Origin of the sequence: uncultured Rhodoblastus sp., assembly GCF_903903185.1 — a bacterium.
In the GTDB taxonomy this organism is placed as follows: domain Bacteria; phylum Pseudomonadota; class Alphaproteobacteria; order Rhizobiales; family Beijerinckiaceae; genus Rhodoblastus.
Genome location: NZ_CAIUXT010000027.1, coordinates 1 through 18,025, shown reverse-complemented (window position 1 = coordinate 18,025; position 18,025 = coordinate 1). Strand labels below are relative to the sequence as shown.

Annotated in this window: 23 protein-coding genes; 14 read left to right on the top strand and 9 right to left on the bottom strand. The window is 63.2% G+C overall.

Translation table 11 applies throughout. The features are described from left to right. Positions 1 to 108 precede the first annotated feature (108 nt). Both QZY01_RS02005 and QZY01_RS02000 read left to right on the top strand, forming a co-directional pair. Positions 109 to 1,002 carry a J domain-containing protein gene (locus tag QZY01_RS02005; RefSeq protein ID WP_294532702.1) on the top strand — a complete coding sequence of 298 codons (894 nt, stop codon included), beginning with the start codon at positions 109 to 111 and terminating at the stop codon, positions 1,000 to 1,002. Then, complete coding sequence (locus QZY01_RS02000) at positions 999 to 1,322, top strand: chaperone modulator CbpM (RefSeq protein WP_294532700.1); 324 nt, start codon at positions 999 to 1,001, stop codon at positions 1,320 to 1,322. The genes QZY01_RS02005 and QZY01_RS02000 overlap by 4 nt, the downstream gene beginning before the upstream one ends. A 486-nt stretch (positions 1,323 to 1,808) precedes the next feature. Here the strand turns inward: QZY01_RS02000 and QZY01_RS01995 are convergent, their stop codons facing one another. The 3 genes from QZY01_RS01995 to QZY01_RS01985 all read right to left on the bottom strand — a co-directional run bounded on the left by QZY01_RS01995 (position 1,809) and on the right by QZY01_RS01985 (position 3,434). Beyond that, positions 1,809 to 2,243, bottom strand: a complete 435-nt coding sequence (locus QZY01_RS01995; protein ID WP_294532699.1) for a DUF3775 domain-containing protein — start codon at positions 2,241 to 2,243, stop codon at positions 1,809 to 1,811. 533 nt (positions 2,244 to 2,776) lie between these two features. Beyond that, on the bottom strand, positions 2,777 to 3,307 hold the full coding sequence (locus QZY01_RS01990; RefSeq protein ID WP_294532697.1) for a hydrogenase maturation protease: 531 nt from the start codon (positions 3,305 to 3,307) through the stop codon (positions 2,777 to 2,779). Beyond that, the gene (locus QZY01_RS01985) at positions 3,294 to 3,434 is read right to left on the bottom strand and encodes a hypothetical protein (RefSeq protein ID WP_294532695.1); all 141 of its coding nucleotides are present in this window, start codon (positions 3,432 to 3,434) and stop codon (positions 3,294 to 3,296) included. Before QZY01_RS01985 ends, QZY01_RS01990 begins: the two co-directional genes overlap by 14 nt. A 366-nt stretch (positions 3,435 to 3,800) precedes the next feature. On the opposite strand from QZY01_RS01985, the gene QZY01_RS01980 reads away from it, so the two are divergent. Further along, positions 3,801 to 4,343, top strand: coding sequence for a DUF1003 domain-containing protein (locus QZY01_RS01980; protein WP_294532693.1), 543 nt, complete (start codon positions 3,801 to 3,803; stop codon positions 4,341 to 4,343). Here QZY01_RS01980 and QZY01_RS01975 read toward each other — a convergent pair. Next, positions 4,277 to 4,609, bottom strand: a complete 333-nt coding sequence (locus tag QZY01_RS01975; RefSeq protein WP_294532691.1) for a hypothetical protein — start codon at positions 4,607 to 4,609, stop codon at positions 4,277 to 4,279. The two genes, QZY01_RS01980 and QZY01_RS01975, sit on opposite strands and share 67 nt — an antisense overlap. 104 nt (positions 4,610 to 4,713) lie before the next feature. Here QZY01_RS01975 and QZY01_RS01970 point away from each other — a divergent pair, with 104 nt between their 5' ends. From QZY01_RS01970 to QZY01_RS01950, 5 genes are all read left to right on the top strand, one after another. Beyond that, the gene (locus QZY01_RS01970; protein ID WP_294532689.1) at positions 4,714 to 5,109 is read left to right on the top strand and encodes a translational machinery protein; all 396 of its coding nucleotides are present in this window, start codon (positions 4,714 to 4,716) and stop codon (positions 5,107 to 5,109) included. A 201-nt stretch (positions 5,110 to 5,310) separates the two neighbouring features. Continuing rightward, on the top strand, positions 5,311 to 5,454 hold the full coding sequence (locus QZY01_RS01965) for a DUF3096 domain-containing protein (protein WP_294532687.1): 144 nt from the start codon (positions 5,311 to 5,313) through the stop codon (positions 5,452 to 5,454). Positions 5,455 to 5,599: 145 nt separating this feature from the next. Continuing rightward, positions 5,600 to 5,815 carry a hypothetical protein gene (locus tag QZY01_RS01960; RefSeq protein WP_294532685.1) on the top strand — a complete coding sequence of 72 codons (216 nt, stop codon included), beginning with the start codon at positions 5,600 to 5,602 and terminating at the stop codon, positions 5,813 to 5,815. A 156-nt stretch (positions 5,816 to 5,971) separates the two neighbouring features. Beyond that, on the top strand, positions 5,972 to 6,616 hold the full coding sequence (locus QZY01_RS01955; protein ID WP_294532683.1) for a MarC family NAAT transporter: 645 nt from the start codon (positions 5,972 to 5,974) through the stop codon (positions 6,614 to 6,616). A gap of 89 nt (positions 6,617 to 6,705) precedes the next feature. Next, entirely contained in the window at positions 6,706 to 6,900 is a 195-nt protein-coding gene (locus QZY01_RS01950) for a hypothetical protein (RefSeq protein WP_294532681.1), read from the top strand. Positions 6,901 to 6,916: 16 nt separating this feature from the next. Here the strand turns inward: QZY01_RS01950 and QZY01_RS01945 are convergent, their stop codons facing one another. Beyond that, on the bottom strand, positions 6,917 to 7,594 hold the full coding sequence (locus QZY01_RS01945) for an HAD-IA family hydrolase (protein ID WP_294532680.1): 678 nt from the start codon (positions 7,592 to 7,594) through the stop codon (positions 6,917 to 6,919). A gap of 173 nt (positions 7,595 to 7,767) precedes the next feature. Here QZY01_RS01945 and QZY01_RS01940 point away from each other — a divergent pair, with 173 nt between their 5' ends. Together QZY01_RS01940 and QZY01_RS01935 are read left to right on the top strand one after the other, a co-directional pair. Next, the gene (locus QZY01_RS01940) at positions 7,768 to 8,121 is read left to right on the top strand and encodes a hypothetical protein (protein ID WP_294532678.1); all 354 of its coding nucleotides are present in this window, start codon (positions 7,768 to 7,770) and stop codon (positions 8,119 to 8,121) included. A gap of 240 nt (positions 8,122 to 8,361) precedes the next feature. Further along, positions 8,362 to 9,816: an NAD-dependent succinate-semialdehyde dehydrogenase gene (locus QZY01_RS01935; RefSeq protein WP_294532676.1), complete on the top strand. Its 1,455-nt coding sequence runs from the start codon at positions 8,362 to 8,364 to the stop codon at positions 9,814 to 9,816. Between the two features lie 173 nt (positions 9,817 to 9,989). On the opposite strand, the gene QZY01_RS01930 is transcribed toward QZY01_RS01935, so the two are convergent. Both QZY01_RS01930 and QZY01_RS01925 read right to left on the bottom strand, forming a co-directional pair. Further along, positions 9,990 to 10,676, bottom strand: a complete 687-nt coding sequence (locus tag QZY01_RS01930; RefSeq protein WP_294532674.1) for a fumarylacetoacetate hydrolase family protein — start codon at positions 10,674 to 10,676, stop codon at positions 9,990 to 9,992. A gap of 263 nt (positions 10,677 to 10,939) precedes the next feature. After that, a complete protein-coding gene (locus QZY01_RS01925) occupies positions 10,940 to 11,902 on the bottom strand; it encodes a transporter (RefSeq protein ID WP_294532673.1) in 963 nt (320 codons plus the stop codon). Here QZY01_RS01925 and QZY01_RS01920 point away from each other — a divergent pair. From QZY01_RS01920 to QZY01_RS01910, 3 genes are all read left to right on the top strand, one after another. Next, the gene (locus QZY01_RS01920) at positions 11,895 to 12,116 is read left to right on the top strand and encodes a hypothetical protein (protein WP_294532671.1); all 222 of its coding nucleotides are present in this window, start codon (positions 11,895 to 11,897) and stop codon (positions 12,114 to 12,116) included. The genes QZY01_RS01925 and QZY01_RS01920 overlap by 8 nt on opposite strands. Before the next feature lie 86 nt (positions 12,117 to 12,202). Further along, on the top strand, positions 12,203 to 13,516 hold the full coding sequence (locus QZY01_RS01915; RefSeq protein WP_294532670.1) for a lipase family protein: 1,314 nt from the start codon (positions 12,203 to 12,205) through the stop codon (positions 13,514 to 13,516). A gap of 284 nt (positions 13,517 to 13,800) precedes the next feature. Beyond that, positions 13,801 to 14,766, top strand: a complete 966-nt coding sequence (locus tag QZY01_RS01910; RefSeq protein ID WP_294532667.1) for a PfkB family carbohydrate kinase — start codon at positions 13,801 to 13,803, stop codon at positions 14,764 to 14,766. An 84-nt stretch (positions 14,767 to 14,850) separates the two neighbouring features. On the opposite strand, the gene QZY01_RS01905 is transcribed toward QZY01_RS01910, so the two are convergent. Beyond that, on the bottom strand, positions 14,851 to 16,071 hold the full coding sequence (locus QZY01_RS01905) for an MFS transporter (RefSeq protein ID WP_294532665.1): 1,221 nt from the start codon (positions 16,069 to 16,071) through the stop codon (positions 14,851 to 14,853). A 155-nt stretch (positions 16,072 to 16,226) separates the two neighbouring features. Here QZY01_RS01905 and QZY01_RS01900 point away from each other — a divergent pair, with 155 nt between their 5' ends. Beyond that, complete coding sequence (locus tag QZY01_RS01900) at positions 16,227 to 17,876, top strand: FMN-binding glutamate synthase family protein (RefSeq protein ID WP_294532663.1); 1,650 nt, start codon at positions 16,227 to 16,229, stop codon at positions 17,874 to 17,876. Positions 17,877 to 17,888: 12 nt separating this feature from the next. On the opposite strand, the gene QZY01_RS01895 is transcribed toward QZY01_RS01900, so the two are convergent. Then, on the bottom strand, positions 17,889 to 18,025 hold a 137-nt coding region (locus tag QZY01_RS01895; protein WP_294532733.1), incomplete at its 5' end, for a 4Fe-4S dicluster domain-containing protein.

The window sequence follows — 18,025 nt, the reverse complement described above, 5'->3', positions numbered from 1 at the left end:
CTCAGCCAAAATAACGCTTTCCCCCAGCCGCGATTCGGCGCCATCCTGCGCCCGGACGAAACAGCTTGCCGGACTTGCCGTTCCGGCGGCGGCCGTGGCGGAGCGCCAATGAACGATCCATACGAAATTCTCGGGGTGGACAAAGCCGCGGCGCCGGAGGCGATACGCAAGGCCTACCATCGGCTGGCGAAAAAACTGCACCCCGATCTCAATCCCGGCGACAAGAACGCCGAGAGCCGTTTCAAGGAAGTCGCCGGCGCCTATGACTTGCTTTCCGACGCGGAGAAACGGCGCCGGTTCGACGCCGGCGAGATCGACGCGTCGGGCGCCGAAAAGCCCCAGCAGAAATATTACCGCGATTATGCCGGCCAGGGCGCGGACGGCGATCCATACGAGGACAGGTCCGGCTATGCGGACTTCGCCGACGCCGACGACATTCTCGCCCAGATTTTCCGCCGGCAGGCCCGCCGCGCGCGTGGCGCGGATCGGCATTACGGCCTCGCGGTCGATTTTCTCGACGCGATCAATGGCGCGACGCGGCGGATCGATCTGCCGGAGGGCGGCTCGCTCGACGTGACCATTCCGGCGGGCATTCAGCAGGGACAGACTTTGCGTCTGCGCGGAAAAGGCGCGCCCGCGCCGGGCGAAGGCGAGGCCGGCGATGCGCTGGTGGAAGTCTCGATCCATCCGCATCCCTTTTTCACCCGTCATGGCGAAAATATTCATCTCGACCTGCCGGTCACTTTCGCCGAGGCCGTGCTCGGGGGCGAAATCAGGACGCCCACACCCGCCGGACCCGTCATGCTCAAAGTCCCGAAAGGATCGAACAGCGGCACGGCGCTGCGGCTCAAGGGCAAAGGCGCCCCCCGCGCCGACGGGCGCGGCGACCTGCTGGTTAAGTTGAAGATCATGGCGCCGAGCGGACCGGACCCCGAACTGGAGGCTTTTCTCGCCGCCTGGAAGCCCGCAAATTATGACCCGCGCAAGGGGATGCCGTCATGATCCTCACCCGTCAGGATTTTCTCGCCCACGCCAATCTCGACCGCCAGACGCTTGAAGTCTGGATCGCCGAGGAATGGCTGATTCCCGGTCGAACGGAAAGTGACCCGACCTTCAGCGAAGCGGATCTGGCGCGCGCGAAATTGATCGGCGATCTGATCGACGATCTCGGCGTCAATTCGCAGGGCGTCGGCATCGTCCTGCATCTGCTGGACCAGGTTCACGGCCTGCGCCGGGCGCTGTCGGAAGTGCTGAAATCCGTCCATCCGCCCGCCGGCCCGCAAGCCCGAACTTTGGGCGGCGAGGACTCGGGCCGTCCATGAACGGCGGCGTTCGAGGGGTCGAAAACCGCCGCCAAATCCTGCGGCGGCAAGGGAGCGCCAAAACGATTCAGCCTGCCAATCGTTGCGATTGGCAGGCTTTTTTCTAGAACGTTTTCGAGCGAAGTGGATAAAGGTTCGCGTGAAGAAGACGCGTAAAAACAAGAAATCAGAGCCCTTTTTCCGTTCAATCGGATCGGAAAAAGCACTGGACGATGCGGGGCGTCAGGCGATCGCCTGAACGATCGTCCCTGTGCCATCGCAGCGCAGGCAGGACGTGTCGGAAGGCTTGCCCGTCGCCTTGTCGGCTGCTTTGCTCGTTCGATGGAATGGCGGCCGCGTCCTTGCGGGTCGATACGGGTCCGGGAATGGTCTGGCCCCGATTCTTCGCGCATGCTTTCCGGCTGCGCGACATCAAGAGTTCAAAGGGGTTCGCAAAACGACCCGGCCAAGGCTTGCGGCGGTGTTGAAAATCCACGCGCGGGCCGCTCAGATTCCGGGCTCTTCGCGCTCCTCGAAACTGCCGCAGGAGCGGTCGAAGGCGGAGAGCGCGTCCTCCAGATAGTTCGGCAGCAAGGGAATCCCCAAAAGATATTTCGCCGTGTCGCCCTCGCGTCGCTCGCGCGCCAGCGTGACCGCCGCGCGCCAGTCGTCGCGTTCGAAATCGCCGCGCCCAATCCAGACGAGAGCGACCAGCGCATCGAGTTCGTCCGCGTCGAACCCCTCTATGAATTCGACCAGCTCAAGCCGCGCCGGTCGATCGCCGGCATCGGTCAAAACGACGGAAAACCCGTCGTCGCTCGGATTGGACTCGTCGGGTTTCGCGCCGACATCCTCCGCCAGAAGCTCGCGTGACTTGGTCACCACGAAACAGACCTTGTCGGTATTGATTTCCGGCATTTCCGGTTCGTTTTCGAGCAACATGTAATTGAAGCCTTCCGTGGCCGCCGAAATTGGAGCCTTTGCAAGTTTGGGGAAAACGTCAAAAGGCTCCATGCCTTTTTTGACCGTATATTGTTATCCGGAACATCTTCAAGTTTATGGGAATATGCTTCAAGCGCCGGGCGAAAAAGTTGTGGCGGCCGCCTGGGGGGGCGTCGGCGACCGCCACAGTGGGGACTGCGAAGTCCCGAGAGGCAACGCACGAAAGGCATTGCCATTGCGCTCTACCGGCCATGTAGAACAGGGCGGAGCGCGTCGTCAGGGATGTTTTGCATTCACCACGTTACCGACAATAAGCGCTTGGCTCCATCGCGGCAGGGTCGGAATCTACTCACGCAGTCGTTCATCGACGCCCAGCGCAAGAGGTTTGGAAGGTTTGGTTTGGAAACAGGTTCGGCGGGTTTGGCGCGGCGCGCCAGACATCGCTCTGGTCGCCTGCCCATGGCCGGGCCGCGGTTCGACCGGCGCCGGGACGCCTGCTTTGCGGGCGCTGTCGCCGGCAGGATCGACATCGCTCATGCCGCCTGCCAGGCCAGCGCCGTTTGAATGATGGTGCGACAGACCGACGGAACCGAGCGCGCGACGGTTTCGCTGAGCGTTTCGCCCCAGTCGATCCGTTCCGGCTGAACGCCGAGCAGCGCCAGATTGGCCGGCTTCCAGCCTTCAAGCCGGGCCATTGTCAGGAAATCGTTCAGACCGGCCTCATGGGCGCTCAGGCGCTCGCCCCGGCAGACCTGCTCACGCAGCTCCCGGCTGTGCAGCAGACGCATCGCGCCGGGCGGGGCGCCCAAAAGCTTGGCGTCGACGACCAGAACGGAGTCCGATCCGGCCAGCGCCTCCTTCAGGCTAAAACCCGGCGTTCCGCCGTCGAGCGCGCGCAACCCCTGCGGAGCGCCGGGATTCATCGCGAGCTGGCGCGCGACATGCACGCCCACCCCGTCATCGGACAGGAGAATATTGCCAAGGCCGAGCACAATCACGTCCCGGACCTTGCGCATCGCCGCAAGGGGCGGACGTTCGGTTTCCGCTTGCTCACAACAGTTCATCGCTTTTTTCCTCTAACAGGCGCTGGCAAAATGCGCATTGCGCGCTGGCGGTTTCGTCAAAATGTTCGAAGGCAAAATGTTGCAAAACAAAAAATGTTGGAAGGATTGCGTCCGGCGAATTCGCCATCGGTCAGATCCCGCCGGATGTCCTTGTCAACGCGCATTGAAATGGGCGCATGCAGGTTCAACTCCCGCCGCGCCGACGCCAAAGCGGCAAATTGGATCCTTCCCCGGAATGCGACTGGGTCGGAGCCTGCTCCTGCGCGCGCTATTTTCTCAGTTCATCGGCGCGGGGCGCGAAAAACCAGTATCGGAATCTACGCATGCGCCCGCAGCGACGGCCCGGTCGGCCCCGATCATCCGGGCCGCCCGGCCGGGTGAGTAAATTCCGAACCTGTCGCGGGCTCTCGCAACAGCGCCTGCTCCGGCGACCGCCAAAGCGCGAATGAAGGCGCGGGCTTTGAACCGGATCATTTTCCTTCGAGGGGTTGTTTTGGCGCCAATTCAGGCGACTGCGCCGGTTATTCCCGATCATATCGACGAGACCATCTCGTCGATCGCCAAGCTGCGCGCCGAACACCGCAACAAGGCGACGAAGCTGCAACGCATGGTCGATTCGATGGTGAAGCTGGTCGGGCGGCCCCAGTTCATCGGCGTCATCAGTCTGGTCATCGTCGGCTGGATCGGCGTCAATCTGCTCTCCGCCTCGCTGGGCGAACGGGCGATCGATGCGCCGCCATTCCCCTGGCTCGGCGAGGCGATTTCGCTGACCTCGCTGTTCATGGTGGTGTTGATCCTGATTTCGCAGGAACGCGAGGACCAACTCGCGCGCCATCGGGAAATGCTCATTCTCGAACTGGCGATTCTGAGCGAGCAGAAGATCGCCAAGGTGATTCAGCTGCTGGAAGAATCCCGGCGCGACAACCCGAATCTTCGCGATCGTCACGACCCGGAAGCCGAAACCATGGGTCAGGCCGCCGACACCCAATCCGTGCTCAACGCCATCACCGAACAACCGGTCCCCAGACCGGAATGAAGAAAACTTTGAGGCAAGGACCTGCTGCGTTCCGCCCGCTCGGGGAGGAACGATTCTCGAAAGGAAAGCCCATGCTGAAGACCTGTTTTCTCGCGGCCATCCTGACTTGTGCGCTTGCCCTGTCGCCCCTCGCTGTTGGGGCCCAGCCCGCGCCCGCCGCGCCGCACGCCGGACCGATGGCGACCGCGCATCCAGGCCATCGTCATCGCGAGGATGGCGACCGTCATCACCACCATCGCCATCACCACCACCACCACCATCATCATCACTATAACGATGGGGGCGGTCGCGGCTGAGTAAGCCGTGAAGCGCGGACGACTGGCCTTCGCCCGCCCTCCGCGCGCTTTGGAGACAAGACAGGAACCCGACCATGACCTTACATAATCATAGCCTTGTCTGGATCGATCACCGCGAAGCGCGGGTGTTTCATTTCAGCGCGGACGAAGTGGATCGGCTGGTCGTGAGGCCGGACGATCCGCATGCGCATATCCATCACAAGGCGAACGCGATCGGCAGCGGCCACGCCCCCGAAAACCAGGCCTTTTTCAAGGCGGTGGTCGAAGCCATCGGCAGCTCCGGGGCCATATTGATCGTTGGCCCCGGCCTGGTGAAAACCGCCCTGGTCAAGCATATCGCCAGCCATCGGCCGGCGCTGCTCGACCGTATCGCCGGCGTCGAGACGGCCGATCATCCCACCGACGGCGCGCTCGTCGCTCACGCCCGCGCCTACTTCAAGACCGAAGATCTGATGACGGCGCAGAAATGATTTTTGGGCGCCGCAGAGGTTGAATTGCTGCGCCGGCGGCTCTCGCGTCCCGGCGCGGCATGCAAAAACAGATCGAAGGCGGCGTGGGTAGATTCCGAACCTGTCGCCGGCGCGCTTTTCGCTGCTGGATGGCGCTCCGACACGAGACCGGCCTGGCCGGGCGTCTCGCCGCCTGTCGGCGGTTTCCCGGAAAAAGCACCCATGACCCTTTCCATTGCGCATCTTCAGCCGATTGTTGCGCTGCTCGCCGGCATTCTCATTCTGCTCATGCCCCGGTTGCTCAATTTCATCGTCGCCTTCTATCTGATCGCCACCGGAATCATCGGCCTTGGCCTGTTCCATTGAGCGGCGGGCCGACCGTTATCGCCGGAACGACCGTCGCTCGCGCAACGTTTTCGCGCCTGCCTTCGCGCGTTCACGCCCATCGCCGGCATGGGGCGGTTCTTTTGGACGGGCCAAAGTCCAGGCAGGACCCCCGAGGGAGCCGAAAATGATCAAGTTGCATCCCGTGCATGCGCTCGAAGCGAGTCTCGAAACCGCGCGTCTCAAGGCCGTCGAGGATCTGGCGTCGGGGGATGTCGCATTTTCCGCCGCCGCCCTGCGCGATCTTGCCGGGATCCAGGCGGCCTTGATGGCCGTGCGGGAGGAAATCGACAATCATGGCTCAAAGCTTGGATGGGGAGGGAGCGTGAAGGCGCTTGACTGATCGTCTTTTCGACGCCAAATCTTCCTCGCGGCCAGCCGATCCATCCCCGGCCTCCGGCCCCGTCATTCCCGCAACGTCTTGACGCGCGCCGCCAAAGCGGCCATGCGGGAGAAACGACGCGCCCAAAACGGGACGAGACCCGCTGGGACAGCCAAAATGACCGCATTCAGGTTTTTCGAACTGGTGTTGCTGGCCATCGCCGGCCTGCTGCCGATCATGAATCCCTTCAGCACGGCGCCGCTGCTGATTGCTCTCACCGCCGGCATGAGCGCGCAGGAGCGCGCCCGCCAGACGCTGCTCGGCTGTCTCTATGCTTTCGGCATCTTGGCGACCTTCCTGATCGCCGGACGCTTCATCATCAGCTTTTTCGGCATCTCCCTGCCCGGCATCCGCATCGCCGGCGGGCTGTTGATCTCGACGCTCGGGTTCCGCATGGTTTTCCCCCCCGAAGCCAAGCGCGACGAAACCGTCGCCGCGAAAACCGATATCGCCTTCTCACCACTCGCCATGCCCTCGCTGAGCGGTCCAGGGTCGATTTCGGTGGTGCTGGCGACTTCCGCGCAGATCCCCGACGACCGCCTACTCCTGGGCAACATCATCATGCTCATCGGCATCGGCCTGACGACGCTCATCGCCTGGCTGGTGCTGAGCGGCTCCTTCGTGCTGGTCCGCTTTCTCGGTCCGACCGGCATCGACGCGCTGACCCGCATTTTCGGCTTTCTGCTGATCTGCATCGGCGTGCAATTCGTGCTGATCGGCACGAGCGACTATTATCTGCCGCTGCTCAACGCGGCGAAATGAGGCCGCGCGCCGACGCGACGGGCGCTGGCGCAGAGTTTGCTTATCAGGGAAGGTCAAGTTCCAATCCATCTCCAGCTTTCGGTGGAAACATGAGCGCAACAATCCTTCATCTCGATCCCGAAGTGGCGGCGAAGTTCAGGAACGCCATGGCCATGCGCGACGAATCCCGGTCGCGCTTGTCCGACGACCCGCAAGCGGCGCGCGATGTCGCCAAGGCCTCGGCTCGCAAAATCGAGGAGGCGCTCCGTCTGGCGCGCGAAAAAGCCCCGGGGCGCGACGCCTGATAAAACGCGAGGCGCGTCAGAAGAATTCCGAAACCGCCGCCGGCAATTCGCTGAAATGCGAAATGACCCGGTCGGGCGAAAATTCTTCGATCGGACGGTCGGTATAGCCGAAGTCCACCGTGATCACCGGAATCCCGGCCGCGCGCGCGGTGTCGATGTCGGTCCTCGAATCGCCGATCATCAGCGCGCGGGTTTTCTCGCCCTTCGCCGCCGAGATCGTGCGCAGCAGCGGCGCCGGGTCCGGCTTGGCGACGCCAAAAGTATCCTGGCCGCAGATGAAGGCGAAGCGCTCGGCGACGCCGAGCTTCTGCAACAGCAGCCGCGCCGGCCGCTCGATCTTGTTGGTGCAGACCGCGAAAATGTCGCCCCGCGCGGCCAGCGCGTCGAGCGCCTCGATCACGCCGGGATAGAGCCGGCTGTCGTCGGCGATGCGGCTTTCGTAATAGGTCAGGAAAAGCTGGAACATCTCCTCCACCTTGGCGTCGGGAAGGCTGGCGCCTTGCGCCGCCAGTCCGCGCAGGATCAGCGCGCGCGCGCCGGCCCCGAGCAGGGCGCGGGCGTTTTCGGGCGGCGTCGCGATAAAGCCTTCCCTGATCATCACATGATCGAGCGAAGCCATCAGATCGCCCGCCGTGTCGGCCAAAGTGCCGTCGAGGTCGAAAACATGGAGGACGGGCGCGGGCGAAGGCGTCAAGCTAGGCTCCTGTAAAAATCCCTTTCCGACCTATAGCATCGCCGCAGCGCAGGGGCCAAATCCAAAGGGCCAAATCATTAGGGCGTTTTTCGGCCTGTGGGGCCGGGCTTTCCGCGATAGGATCGACCCGAAGGCTTCGGGTGATTCGCGAGACGGATGAGGACGGGAAAGTGATGTTGCGACGCACGGCACTGGCTTTATTTTTGGCCACGGGCGCGGCAGAGGCCGCAAATTACGATTTTCTCGCCGCGCCCGAGACCGATCTCAACCGGGTCTATCGGCTCGACAAGGCGACCGGCGAGATCGGCGCCTGCCAATATGGCCTCAAGGACGGCGGTTCGGTCGGCGTCACTTTGTGCTATCCGCCCGGCGAGGGCGCGGGCGCGCAATCGCCGAGCGATTACGCGCTGGTCGCTTCGCGGCACGAGCGCGAAGGCGGCGTGTTCCGCGTCGATCTGCGCACCGGCGCGATGTCGATCTGCTACGTGCTCAACGAGGCCGTGGTCTGCACCCCGCCGGCGAAATAAGCAGGAGATTAAACGGGACGCGCTGACTGCCCGCCGCCTGTCCGCCGTCGCCGCTATGCTCATTTTTGTGCATTGGAACCGTGCGGCCGGCTCTATAGTCTCGGTTTCGTGGTCGCCCGCGCGCCCGGCTCGGCCAGGGTCTGGTCGCAAGGCGCTTGGCCTTTCGGCGCGGTCGCGGCGATCCGGGCCGCATTGGCCGGGCGGCGCCATCTCGCCGCGCGGCGCGCAACGGAGTGACACATGCGGCTCGACGATCCCGGCCTGTTGCACGAAAACATGCTGATCGATGGCGTCTTTTGCGGCGCCGGCGTCTTGCCGATCCATAATCCGGCGACGGGCGCCGTGCTCGCGCGGGTTCCCGACGGCGGCGCGGCGGAGGCGACCGCCGCCATCGATGCGGCTTCGCGCGCGCAAAAACCCTGGGCGGCGCTGACCGCCAAACAGCGCGGCGCAACCTTGCGCAAATGGTACGAGCTGATTCTGGCGGCGCGCGACGATCTGGCGCTGATCATGACCAGCGAACAGGGCAAGCCTCTGGCCGAGGCGCGCGGCGAAATCGAATATGCCGCCGGTTTCATCGAATTCTACGCCGAAGAGGCCAAACGGATTTACGGCGAGACGATCCCCTCGCCCTGGCCCGATGCGCGCATCCTCACCTTGCGCCAGCCGATCGGCGTGATGGCGGCGATCACGCCGTGGAATTTTCCGGCCGCGATGATCACCCGCAAATGCGCGCCGGCTCTGGCCGCCGGCTGCGCCTGCGTCATCAAGCCGGCGCCCGAAACCCCGCTGACCGCGCTGGCGCTCGGCGAACTGGCCTTGCGCGCCGGCCTGCCGCCTGGCGTCATCAATATCGTCACCGGCAATGCCGAGGCCATCGGCAAGGTGTTCTGCGAACATCCGGCGGTGCGTTTCGTCGGCTTCACCGGTTCGACGGCGGTCGGCAAGCTGCTGATGCGGCAGGCCGCCTCGGGCGTCAAGAAGGTCGGGCTGGAGCTGGGCGGCAATGCGCCCTTTATCGTGTTCGACGACGCCGATCTCGATGCGGCGGTCGCCGGGGCCATGGTCTCGAAATACCGCAACATGGGCCAGACCTGCGTCTGCGCCAACCGGCTCTATGTGCAGGAAGGGATTTACGATGCTTTCGCGGCAAAACTGACCGAAGCCGTGGCGAAACTGAAAGTCGGCGACGGCGTGGCGGCGGGCGTCCAGCAGGGGCCGCTGATCACGCTCAAGGCGGTGGAAAAGGTCGAGGCGCTGATCGCCGACGCGCGCGCCAAAGGCGCCCGCGTGCTGGCCGGCGGCGGGCGGCACGCTTTGGGCGGCACATTCTTCCAGCCGACGGTTTTGGGCGATGCGACGCCGGAGATGCTGTTGGCGCGCGAAGAGATTTTCGGCCCGGTCGCGCCGCTGTTTCGCTTCCGCGACGAGGCGGATGTCATCGCGCAGGCCAACGCCACCCAATATGGCCTCGCGGCCTATTTCTACGCCCGCGACCTTGGCCGCGTGTTCCGCGTCGCCGAGGCGCTCGAATATGGCATGGTCGGCGTCAATTCGGGCGTGATCTCGACCGAAGTCGCGCCCTTCGGCGGCGTCAAGCAATCGGGGCTGGGCCGGGAAGGTTCGCGCCACGGCGTCGAGGAATTCGTCGAGATCAAATATGTGCTGCTGGGCGGGCTGGGGACGGCGCTGTGACCAGCCCGTCAATATCACCAGCCACCGTCATTACAACCTGCCACCGTCATTAGAATTAGCCACCGCCCTTGCGTGGAGCGTAAGCGACGATACAATCCGGCGGTCGCCAGCCTCTGGTTGAGAGTGCTGGATTGCTCTCCTTCGCTCGCAATGACGGCGCCCCCTTGGCTCCGTCACACAATCTTGGTCGTCACCGTCCCGACCCTCTCGATCTCGCCTTCGAGCACATCGCCGCGCGCCAGCGGGCCGACGCCCGCCGGGGTGCCGGTGAAGATCAGGTCGCCCGGCGCCAGCGCCACGTAACGCGACAAAGCCGCGATCACTTCGGTCACCGACCAGATCAGGTCGGAAAGATCGCCATTCTGCCGCAGGTCGCCATTGACCTTCAGCGCGATCCGCCCCGCCTTCGGATGGCCGATCTTTACGGCGGGATGGATCAGGCCGAGCGGCGCCGAAAAATCGAAAGCCTTGCTCATGTCCCAGGGCCGGCGGTTTTCGCGCGCCTGCGCCTGCAGGTCGCGCCGCGTCAGGTCGAGGCCGGCGGCATAGCCAAAAACATGTTTCTCCGCGTCGGACGCCGCAATGTTCACGCCGCCGGCGGCAATGGCGACCACCAGTTCGATCTCGTGATGGAGATTTTGCGTGGCGCTCGGATAAGGCGCGTCGGCCCCGCCGGTGACCAGCGTGTCGGCGGGCTTGCTGAAGAAAAACGGCGGTTCGCGGGCGGGATCGCCGCCCATTTCGCGGCTGTGGGCGGCATAATTCTGGCCGACGCAGAAAATGCGACGGATTGGGAAACGGCCGCCCCCCGCGACGGGCGCGGCGACGATCGGCGGCGGCGGCAGGACGAAATCGTTCATGGGATGTCCTCGGGATTTCATTGGGATTTTCTTTGGATTTTCTTTGGATTTTCTTTGGATTTTCTTTGGATTTTCTGGGGATTTTTGGCGCCTGGTCTGGCTCCGGGCCAGTTTATGAAATCACAGGCCTGGCGCCTACAGGCGATGACGGCATTCCGCTGATTCCATCCTGTCCGACTGACGCGGAAACCCTTTGGAAATGGACGTGGTGGAGACAGATCGACGTGAAACGGACACTCCGCGCCTGCATATGCGGCGACTTGTCAATTTGTCGCGACTATCGACGGCGGCCTCGGAACGGCGGGTGAAATCGAAAGAGTCAGCCAGAGATTGTGGCCGGAGGGGCGGGCGTGTGCGTCGAATTCGGCGTAGCCCTTGGCATTGAGGTAGCCCTGCATGCCCGCGACGGGAAAGAGGACGCCGAGTTGCGGGCCGACGCCGACTACCCGCGATTCGAACGGTCCCAGCTTTGCGCCCGAGCCGCTGTCGCCGGTGAGTTGGTCGTAGAAATAGCCGACGACGCCGAACATGACGTTTGGCGTGAGGAAGTGCGAGGCGGCCCAGTCGAGATGCCAGTCGACGCCGTTCTGATAGTTCGTGCTCTGGTTGATCATATTGTAGGTGAAGCCTGTCACCGCAGAGAGTTCATTGCCGGTCTGCGGATTGAAATAGGTGTAGCCGAGGCCGGAGTCGATGGCGCCATGACCTATGCCGAGATTGGCGATATTGTCCGCGCTGTAAAGGCCGACGGGAATGTCGCCGGCGGCATAGACCATGAAGTTGTTGACGCCTTGGTTCCACTTGATCGTAGCGAGGGGGTAGAGATCGCCGAAGCCGGTGGAAGACTGTTGGCGGCCGCCCGATAGCGCGCCGCCGTTCGGTCCCGTCAGCGTTCCAAAGACGGAGGTCGCGTTGTTGCCGAAGAGGCTGTTTATCCCTATCGCCGCCTGCCCGCCGAACACCGGAGTCGCGAACACATAGTTGAGATTGAGATACTGAAAGTCGACGTGGGCCTCGACGCCTGCGACGAGCCTGGCGCCGATCTGAAATTTCACATTCGTGGCCGAGTTGACCGATGTGTAATAGTTGAAGGTCGCGAAATTGAATCCTGGCTGGGTGGGGACCGCGGCAAGGCTGCCAAAGAGACCCGGCAGCCAGAAGCTGATTCCGCTTTCGTCGGCGCGGGCGGGTCGCGTGTTCAGCGCGGCGGCGGCGAGCGTGAGCAAGGCCAAAGCCGGCGCCGCGCGGGCGACCTTTCTCCTGTTAATGCTCATGCATGGCCTTCCGGGACTAACCCTCGCGACCCACCATCTTGATTTTTCGGCCGGCAGGACGATATCAATTTCGGGCGTTTCGAACGGCAATTTCATTAGCGCGGCAGATCGCCGTCAGCGCTGGGCGCGCGAACAAAGCGTTTGCGAAGAATGCCTTATTGTTTGATCCGGATCAATCCACATGTGCGCTCAGCGGTCTCGGTTCCGATGGAGTCGGGGGTGGGCGCGCCCGCCGTTTCGAGGGAGCTTCTCATGAGCGCCAACCCTTTCGCTGCATCAGGAAAGAACCGCCGGGAACGCCGAACCGGGCGCGGCTTGGCCATGGCGATGGCGGTGTTGGCGGGCTGTACGATATGCAACGTCGCACACGCAGGTGACCCACCATCAATAGCCATCGGACCGGCGGGGATCGATTTCTATAATCCGCCAGAAGCCCCCAAAGACGCAAGACATGGCGATCTCATCTGGGTCAGGGAAATTACATCGGGGGCTCCGGGGTCGACAGCTTGGAAGTTGCTGTATTGGTCTACCACCGCAGATAACCAGTTGGTTCCGGTCTCTGCTTTGGCCGTTGTTCCCGATAGCCCGGCCCCACCGCATGGACGCCCGATCGTGTCCTGGGCGCACGGCACCTCTGGCGTGCCGCGCAACTGTGCGCCTTCGATGGTGGATAATCCCGCGCGCGATGCGACGTTCTATTTCATGCCGAACAGCCCCGCGAGCTATGACTTCGGCATTCCCGGGCTGACCGGGATGATTGCTGCCGGCTACGTTGTTGTGGCCACCGACTACAATGGGCTAGGGGCCCCGGGAATTCACCACTATCTGATTGGACCGACGGAAGCCCGCAACGTGCTTGACGCCTCTGTGGCCGTGCGCCATTTGCGTCAGGCCGGCGCGGGAGAAAATGTAGTCGCGATCGGCTGGTCCCAAGGCGGCCAGGCGGCGATCTGGAGTGGGCAGATGGCCGACTACGTCGCCGGGTCCGCTAAGCTTGTCGGCGCTGTGGCTCTGGCTCCAGTCAATGCTTTGGAGCAAACCAAGGTATTCGACAGCGTGATCGCCTCGGGCAAAAAACTGCCGCCAATGTCGTTCGCCGAGCGCGCGATGGCTTGGTACGCCATGACCATTGCGTACCCGGAACTAAAATTTTCGGATGTCATGACGCCCGTTGGAGAGGCCGTTTTTGCTGAGGCCGCAAAGGCAGGGCAGTGCAATCACCATATGGGTGACACGTTTGCCTACGCCCAAGGGTACCGTGGCGCGATGGGACGTCCCGACCCTGCCAATCAGGACGCTTGGCTGGCGCGGATCAAGGAGAACGCGCTCGGTTTCCTGGCTGCGCAAGTGCCGGTAGCGGTCTATCAGGGGAAAGAAGATGTCGCAGTCGCTCCTGCTGCGACCGAAGCTTATGTCAAGCTTGCGTGCGCCATGGGCGCCGTCATCTCGTTCACGGAGTACGATGGCGTTGACCACATCCGCCTGTCTGCAAAGGCGACCCCGGAATTCCTGAGTTGGATCGCCCAGCGATTCGCGGGGAAGCCCGCGGCGCGAACTTGTGAGTGAGCGCTCGGGTCAGGGTGATCCATGCCGTTACGCTGAGCGCGTTGCCCCTCCTTTAGGCCGGGGAAGTCATGCGTTAAATGGACAGGCGCGAAATAAGAATTGAAAACGATCAGAAAGAGGGCAATACCTTTTTTGGCAGTTATGCGCCGCCGGGAGCCGTTACCTTCCATTTTGCGCAACGCGCGCTCGCGGGCGAGATTGGTGAATATTCCGATGGCTTGATAATTTTCGTCAGGCGGGTTCAGCCGACACGTCACAAGATACAACCGCGAGCGCCGCCCAACATGTTCTTGGTCTGTGGAGAAGCTCTTTTCGACTTGATCGCCGTGACGCAGGAGAGCGAGCATGGCGAAAAGCAGTTCGCGGCCTTTCCCGGCGGTTCGCCGCTGAACCTTGCCATCGGGTTGCGACGCCTTGGCGAGTCGGTCGCCTTTGTCGGCGGGCTCTCCAGCGATGGATTTGGCGCCGACCTTCGATCCATGCTGGAACTTGAAAATATCGATTTCAGCCGGGCGAGGACAACCAACCTGCCGACCCCCGTCGCTTTGGCGTCCACCCGAAAGGACGGACAGGTTGCTTATAGTTTCTACGTGAAGGGATGCGCTCACCTCGATTTCGATGTGCAAAGGCTGGTTTCGGCGCGTGAAGACGGCTTTGAATCCGTCGCCCTGGGAAGTTTTCTGCTCGATGATGAGGCCATCGGCGACGCGCTGGTGCAGGGCATAAAAAGGATATCGAAGGACTTGGTGGTTTCTTTCGATCCGAATGTCAGACCGGGCGTCATTTCAAACCGGAAGCAATGGCTGAATCGTTTTCAGGAAATTTCCGAGTCTTCCACGATCATAAAAGCCAGCGACGAAGATGTTTTTGCCGTCTGGGGCGCGGAGCGCACGGCGCGCGAGCAAGCCGAAATCTGGCTCGATCGGGGATGCGCCCTGGTCGTCATTACCTCCGGGAGCGAGGGCGCCCGGATATTTCATGCTTCCGGCGTGTTTTTTGTTCCGGCGCTCGCCACTCCCTTCGTTGACGCCATAGGCGCGGGCGACGCTTTCCACGCCGCGTTTCTCGCGGGACTTTCGCGCCGAAAGCTGGTTGGCGCCGAGAGCATTCGAAGGCTGGAATCCGACGCGCTCATCGGCATCGGACAGGAGGCGGCCGCCGCGGCGGCGATAACCTGTTCGCGGCCGGGCGCGAACCCTCCCACCTACGCGGAGCTTCTCGAGAAAATCAATGGTTTCAAAAACGGGTGAGGCTTGTTCCGATCCGGTGGCGTCGGATCGAGGTCCAATTCTGACATCGACCGGCGCGCATGGAGAACCGGCAAACGCCCGACTCTATTCCGCCGGCTGCGCGACCGGGTCGGCCTGCGCTTCGACGATCGGCAGGTTGACAAGCGCCGAGAGGACGCCGAGCGCGATCGAGAGCAGCCAGACCGGAAGATAGGAGCCCGTGCTTTCGCGAAAAAAACCGCCGAGCAGCACGCCCAGGAAGCCGCCGAGCTGGTGCGAGAAAAAGGCGAAGCCGTAGAGCATCGAAAGGTTTTTCGAGCCGAACATCAGTCCGATCAGCGAGGAGGTCGGCGGCACGGTCGAGAGCCATAACAGGCCGGTGACGGCGCCAAACAGCAGCGCCGAAGCCGGACTGGGAGGCAAGGCGATGAAAAGCGCGGTCGCCAGCGCGCGGGAGAAATAAATGGCGCTGAGAATATAGCGGCGCGGCATCCGCGAGCCGAGCCAGCCCGACAGCAGCGAACCGAAAATATTGAACACGCCGACCAGCGCGATGGCCCAGTAGCCGATTTGCGGCGAAAGCCCGCTTTCGACGATATAGCGCTGAAAATGCACGGTGATGAAGGCAAGTTGGAAGCCGCAGGTGAAAAAGCCCAGCACCAGCAGCACGTAGGACCTGTGCGCCAGCGCGCGCGCAAAAGTCGCGCCCTGTCCGCCCTGTTTGCTGAAGGCGGCAGGCGGGGTGGAGAGCGCCAGCGACAGCGGAACGATGGGCAGGATCAGCGCGGCGAAAATCATGCAGGCGGCTTCCCAGCCGAAATGCTCGATTAGCCCGCCGGCGAGGGGCGAGAAAAGGAACTGGCCGAACGAGCCGGCGGCGGTGGCGAGCCCGAAAGCCATGCTGTGCTTTTCCGGCGGCAGCAATTTGGCGAAGGCGCCGAGCACCAGATTGAACGAGGCGCCGGAAAGGCCGAAGCCGATCAGCACGCCCGCGCCGAGTTCGAAGCCGAGCGCCGATTGCGCCTGTCCCATCAGCGCCAGCCCGGCGGCATAGAGCGCGGCGCCGGCGATCAGCACGTATTTCGAGCCGAGCCGGTCGGCCAGCGCGCCGGCAAAAGGCTGGCCGACGCCCCACAGCAGATTTTGCGCGGCAAGAGCGATGGAAAAGCTGCCCGCGCCCCAGGAGCGCGAGGAAAAAACCGGCAATTGAAAGGCGCCCATCACCGAGCGCGGCCCGAATGACAACAACGCCACCAGACAGCCGGCGATGAGGATCGCGGCGGCGGGCATGGCGGTTTTTGCGGCGGTCGGTCGAGTCTCGGTCATAAGAATCGAGAAATTATCACGTTCGTCGCGCGCTCGTCCTTGCCCCGCTGCAAGGGCGTTTCGGCGAAAGCCCGCCGGCAGCGTGGGGCAGGGGAATTTCATCTGATCGTCGCATCCGATCGTGATATAGCTCCCCTGCTCCACGAGGATCGTCCATGGCCCTGCTTCGCCTGATTTTCGCCCCGCGTCACGCCCCCCTCCTGCTCAGCATCCTGTTGTTCGTCGCAACCCTGGTCGCCATCGCCCTTGACCATGACCGGGCTGGAATACTCGCCATTCCGCTGGCGATTTTCGGCGGCCTCAGCGCGCTCGGGCTGAGCGACCTCGTCCAGACGCGCCATTCGGTGTTGCGCAATTACCCGATCATGGCCCACCTGCGCTTCCTCATCGAGGAAGTCCGGCCGGAAATCCGGCAATATCTTTTTGAGAGCGAGACCGACGGCTCGCCGTTTTCCCGCGACCGCCGTGCTTTGGTCTATCAGCGCGCCAAGATGCAACTCGACAAGCGTCCCTTCGGCACGCAGCTCGCGGTCTATTCCGACGGGTTCGAATGGATGCTGCATTCGATGGCGCCGCGCCCCTTGGTCAAGTCGCCGTTCCGCATCGAAATCGGCGGACCGGATTGCACGCAGCCCTATTCGGCTTCGGTGTTGAACATTTCGGCGATGAGTTTCGGTGCGCTCAGCGCCAACGCCATCCGCGCGCTCAACGGCGGCGCCAAAGCCGGCGGCTTCGCCCATGACACCGGCGAGGGCGGCTTTTCGCCCTATCACGCCGAAAATGGCGGCGACGTCATCTGGGAGATCGGCTCCGGCTATTTCGGCTGTCGCACCCCGGAAGGCGCCTTTTCGCCGGAAAACTTCGCCGTCGTCGCGCGCAATCCGCAAATCAAAATGATCGAGATCAAGCTGAGCCAGGGCGCCAAGCCCGGCCATGGCGGCGTGTTGCCGGCGGCGAAAGTGACGCCGGAAATCGCCGCCATTCGCGGCGTGCCTTTGGGCCGCGACTGCGTTTCGCCGCCGAGCCACAGCGCCTTCTCAACGCCGCTGGAGCTCATCGGCTTCATCGGCCAATTGCGCGCGCTTTCCGGCGGCAAGCCGGTCGGCTTCAAGCTCTGCCTCGGCCAGCCGGTGGAGTTTCTGGCGATCTGCAAGGCCATGCTTTCGACCGGCGTGACCCCGGATTTCATCGTCGTCGATGGCAAGGAGGGCGGCACCGGCGCCGCGCCGCTCGAATTCATGGACCATCTCGGCACGCCGATGCGCGAGGGGCTGCATTTCGTCCATAACGCGCTGGTCGGCGCCGGCCTGCGCGACAAGATCAAGCTCGGCTGCTCGGGCAAGATACTGACCGCTTTCGACATGGCGCGCGCGATGGCGCTCGGCGCCGACTGGTGCAATTCCGCGCGCGGCTTCATGTTCGCCGTCGGCTGCATCCAGTCGCTGGCTTGCCACACCGACACCTGTCCGACCGGGGTGGCGACGCAAAATCCCTGGCGCGGCCGCGCCATCCATGTGCCGGACAAGGCCGAGCGCGTCGCCAATTTCCACGCCGCCACCCTGCACTGCCTCGCCGAACTGACGGCGGCGGCCGGTCTCGACCATCCCAACCAGTTCGAACTCGACCATTTCCGCCGCCGCGTTTCCGAAAACAGCATCGCCAGTTTCGCCGATCTGTTCCCGGTAATGGGGCGCAGTGAATTCTTGCGCGGCGCCGAGGATGCGCGGCTGCGCGTCATTTGGGACCGGGCCAGTCCCGACAGATTTTCGCCGCAGCGGCTCGATGAGCCTGCGGCGCTCGGTTGACCCTGCGACCCCTCACATATTGGGATAATTCGGTCCGCCGCCGCCTTCGGGGGCGGTCCAGGTGATGTTTTGCGCCGGGTCCTTGATGTCGCAGGTTTTGCAATGGACGCAATTCTGCGCATTGATGACGAAACGCGGATCGGCCTTTT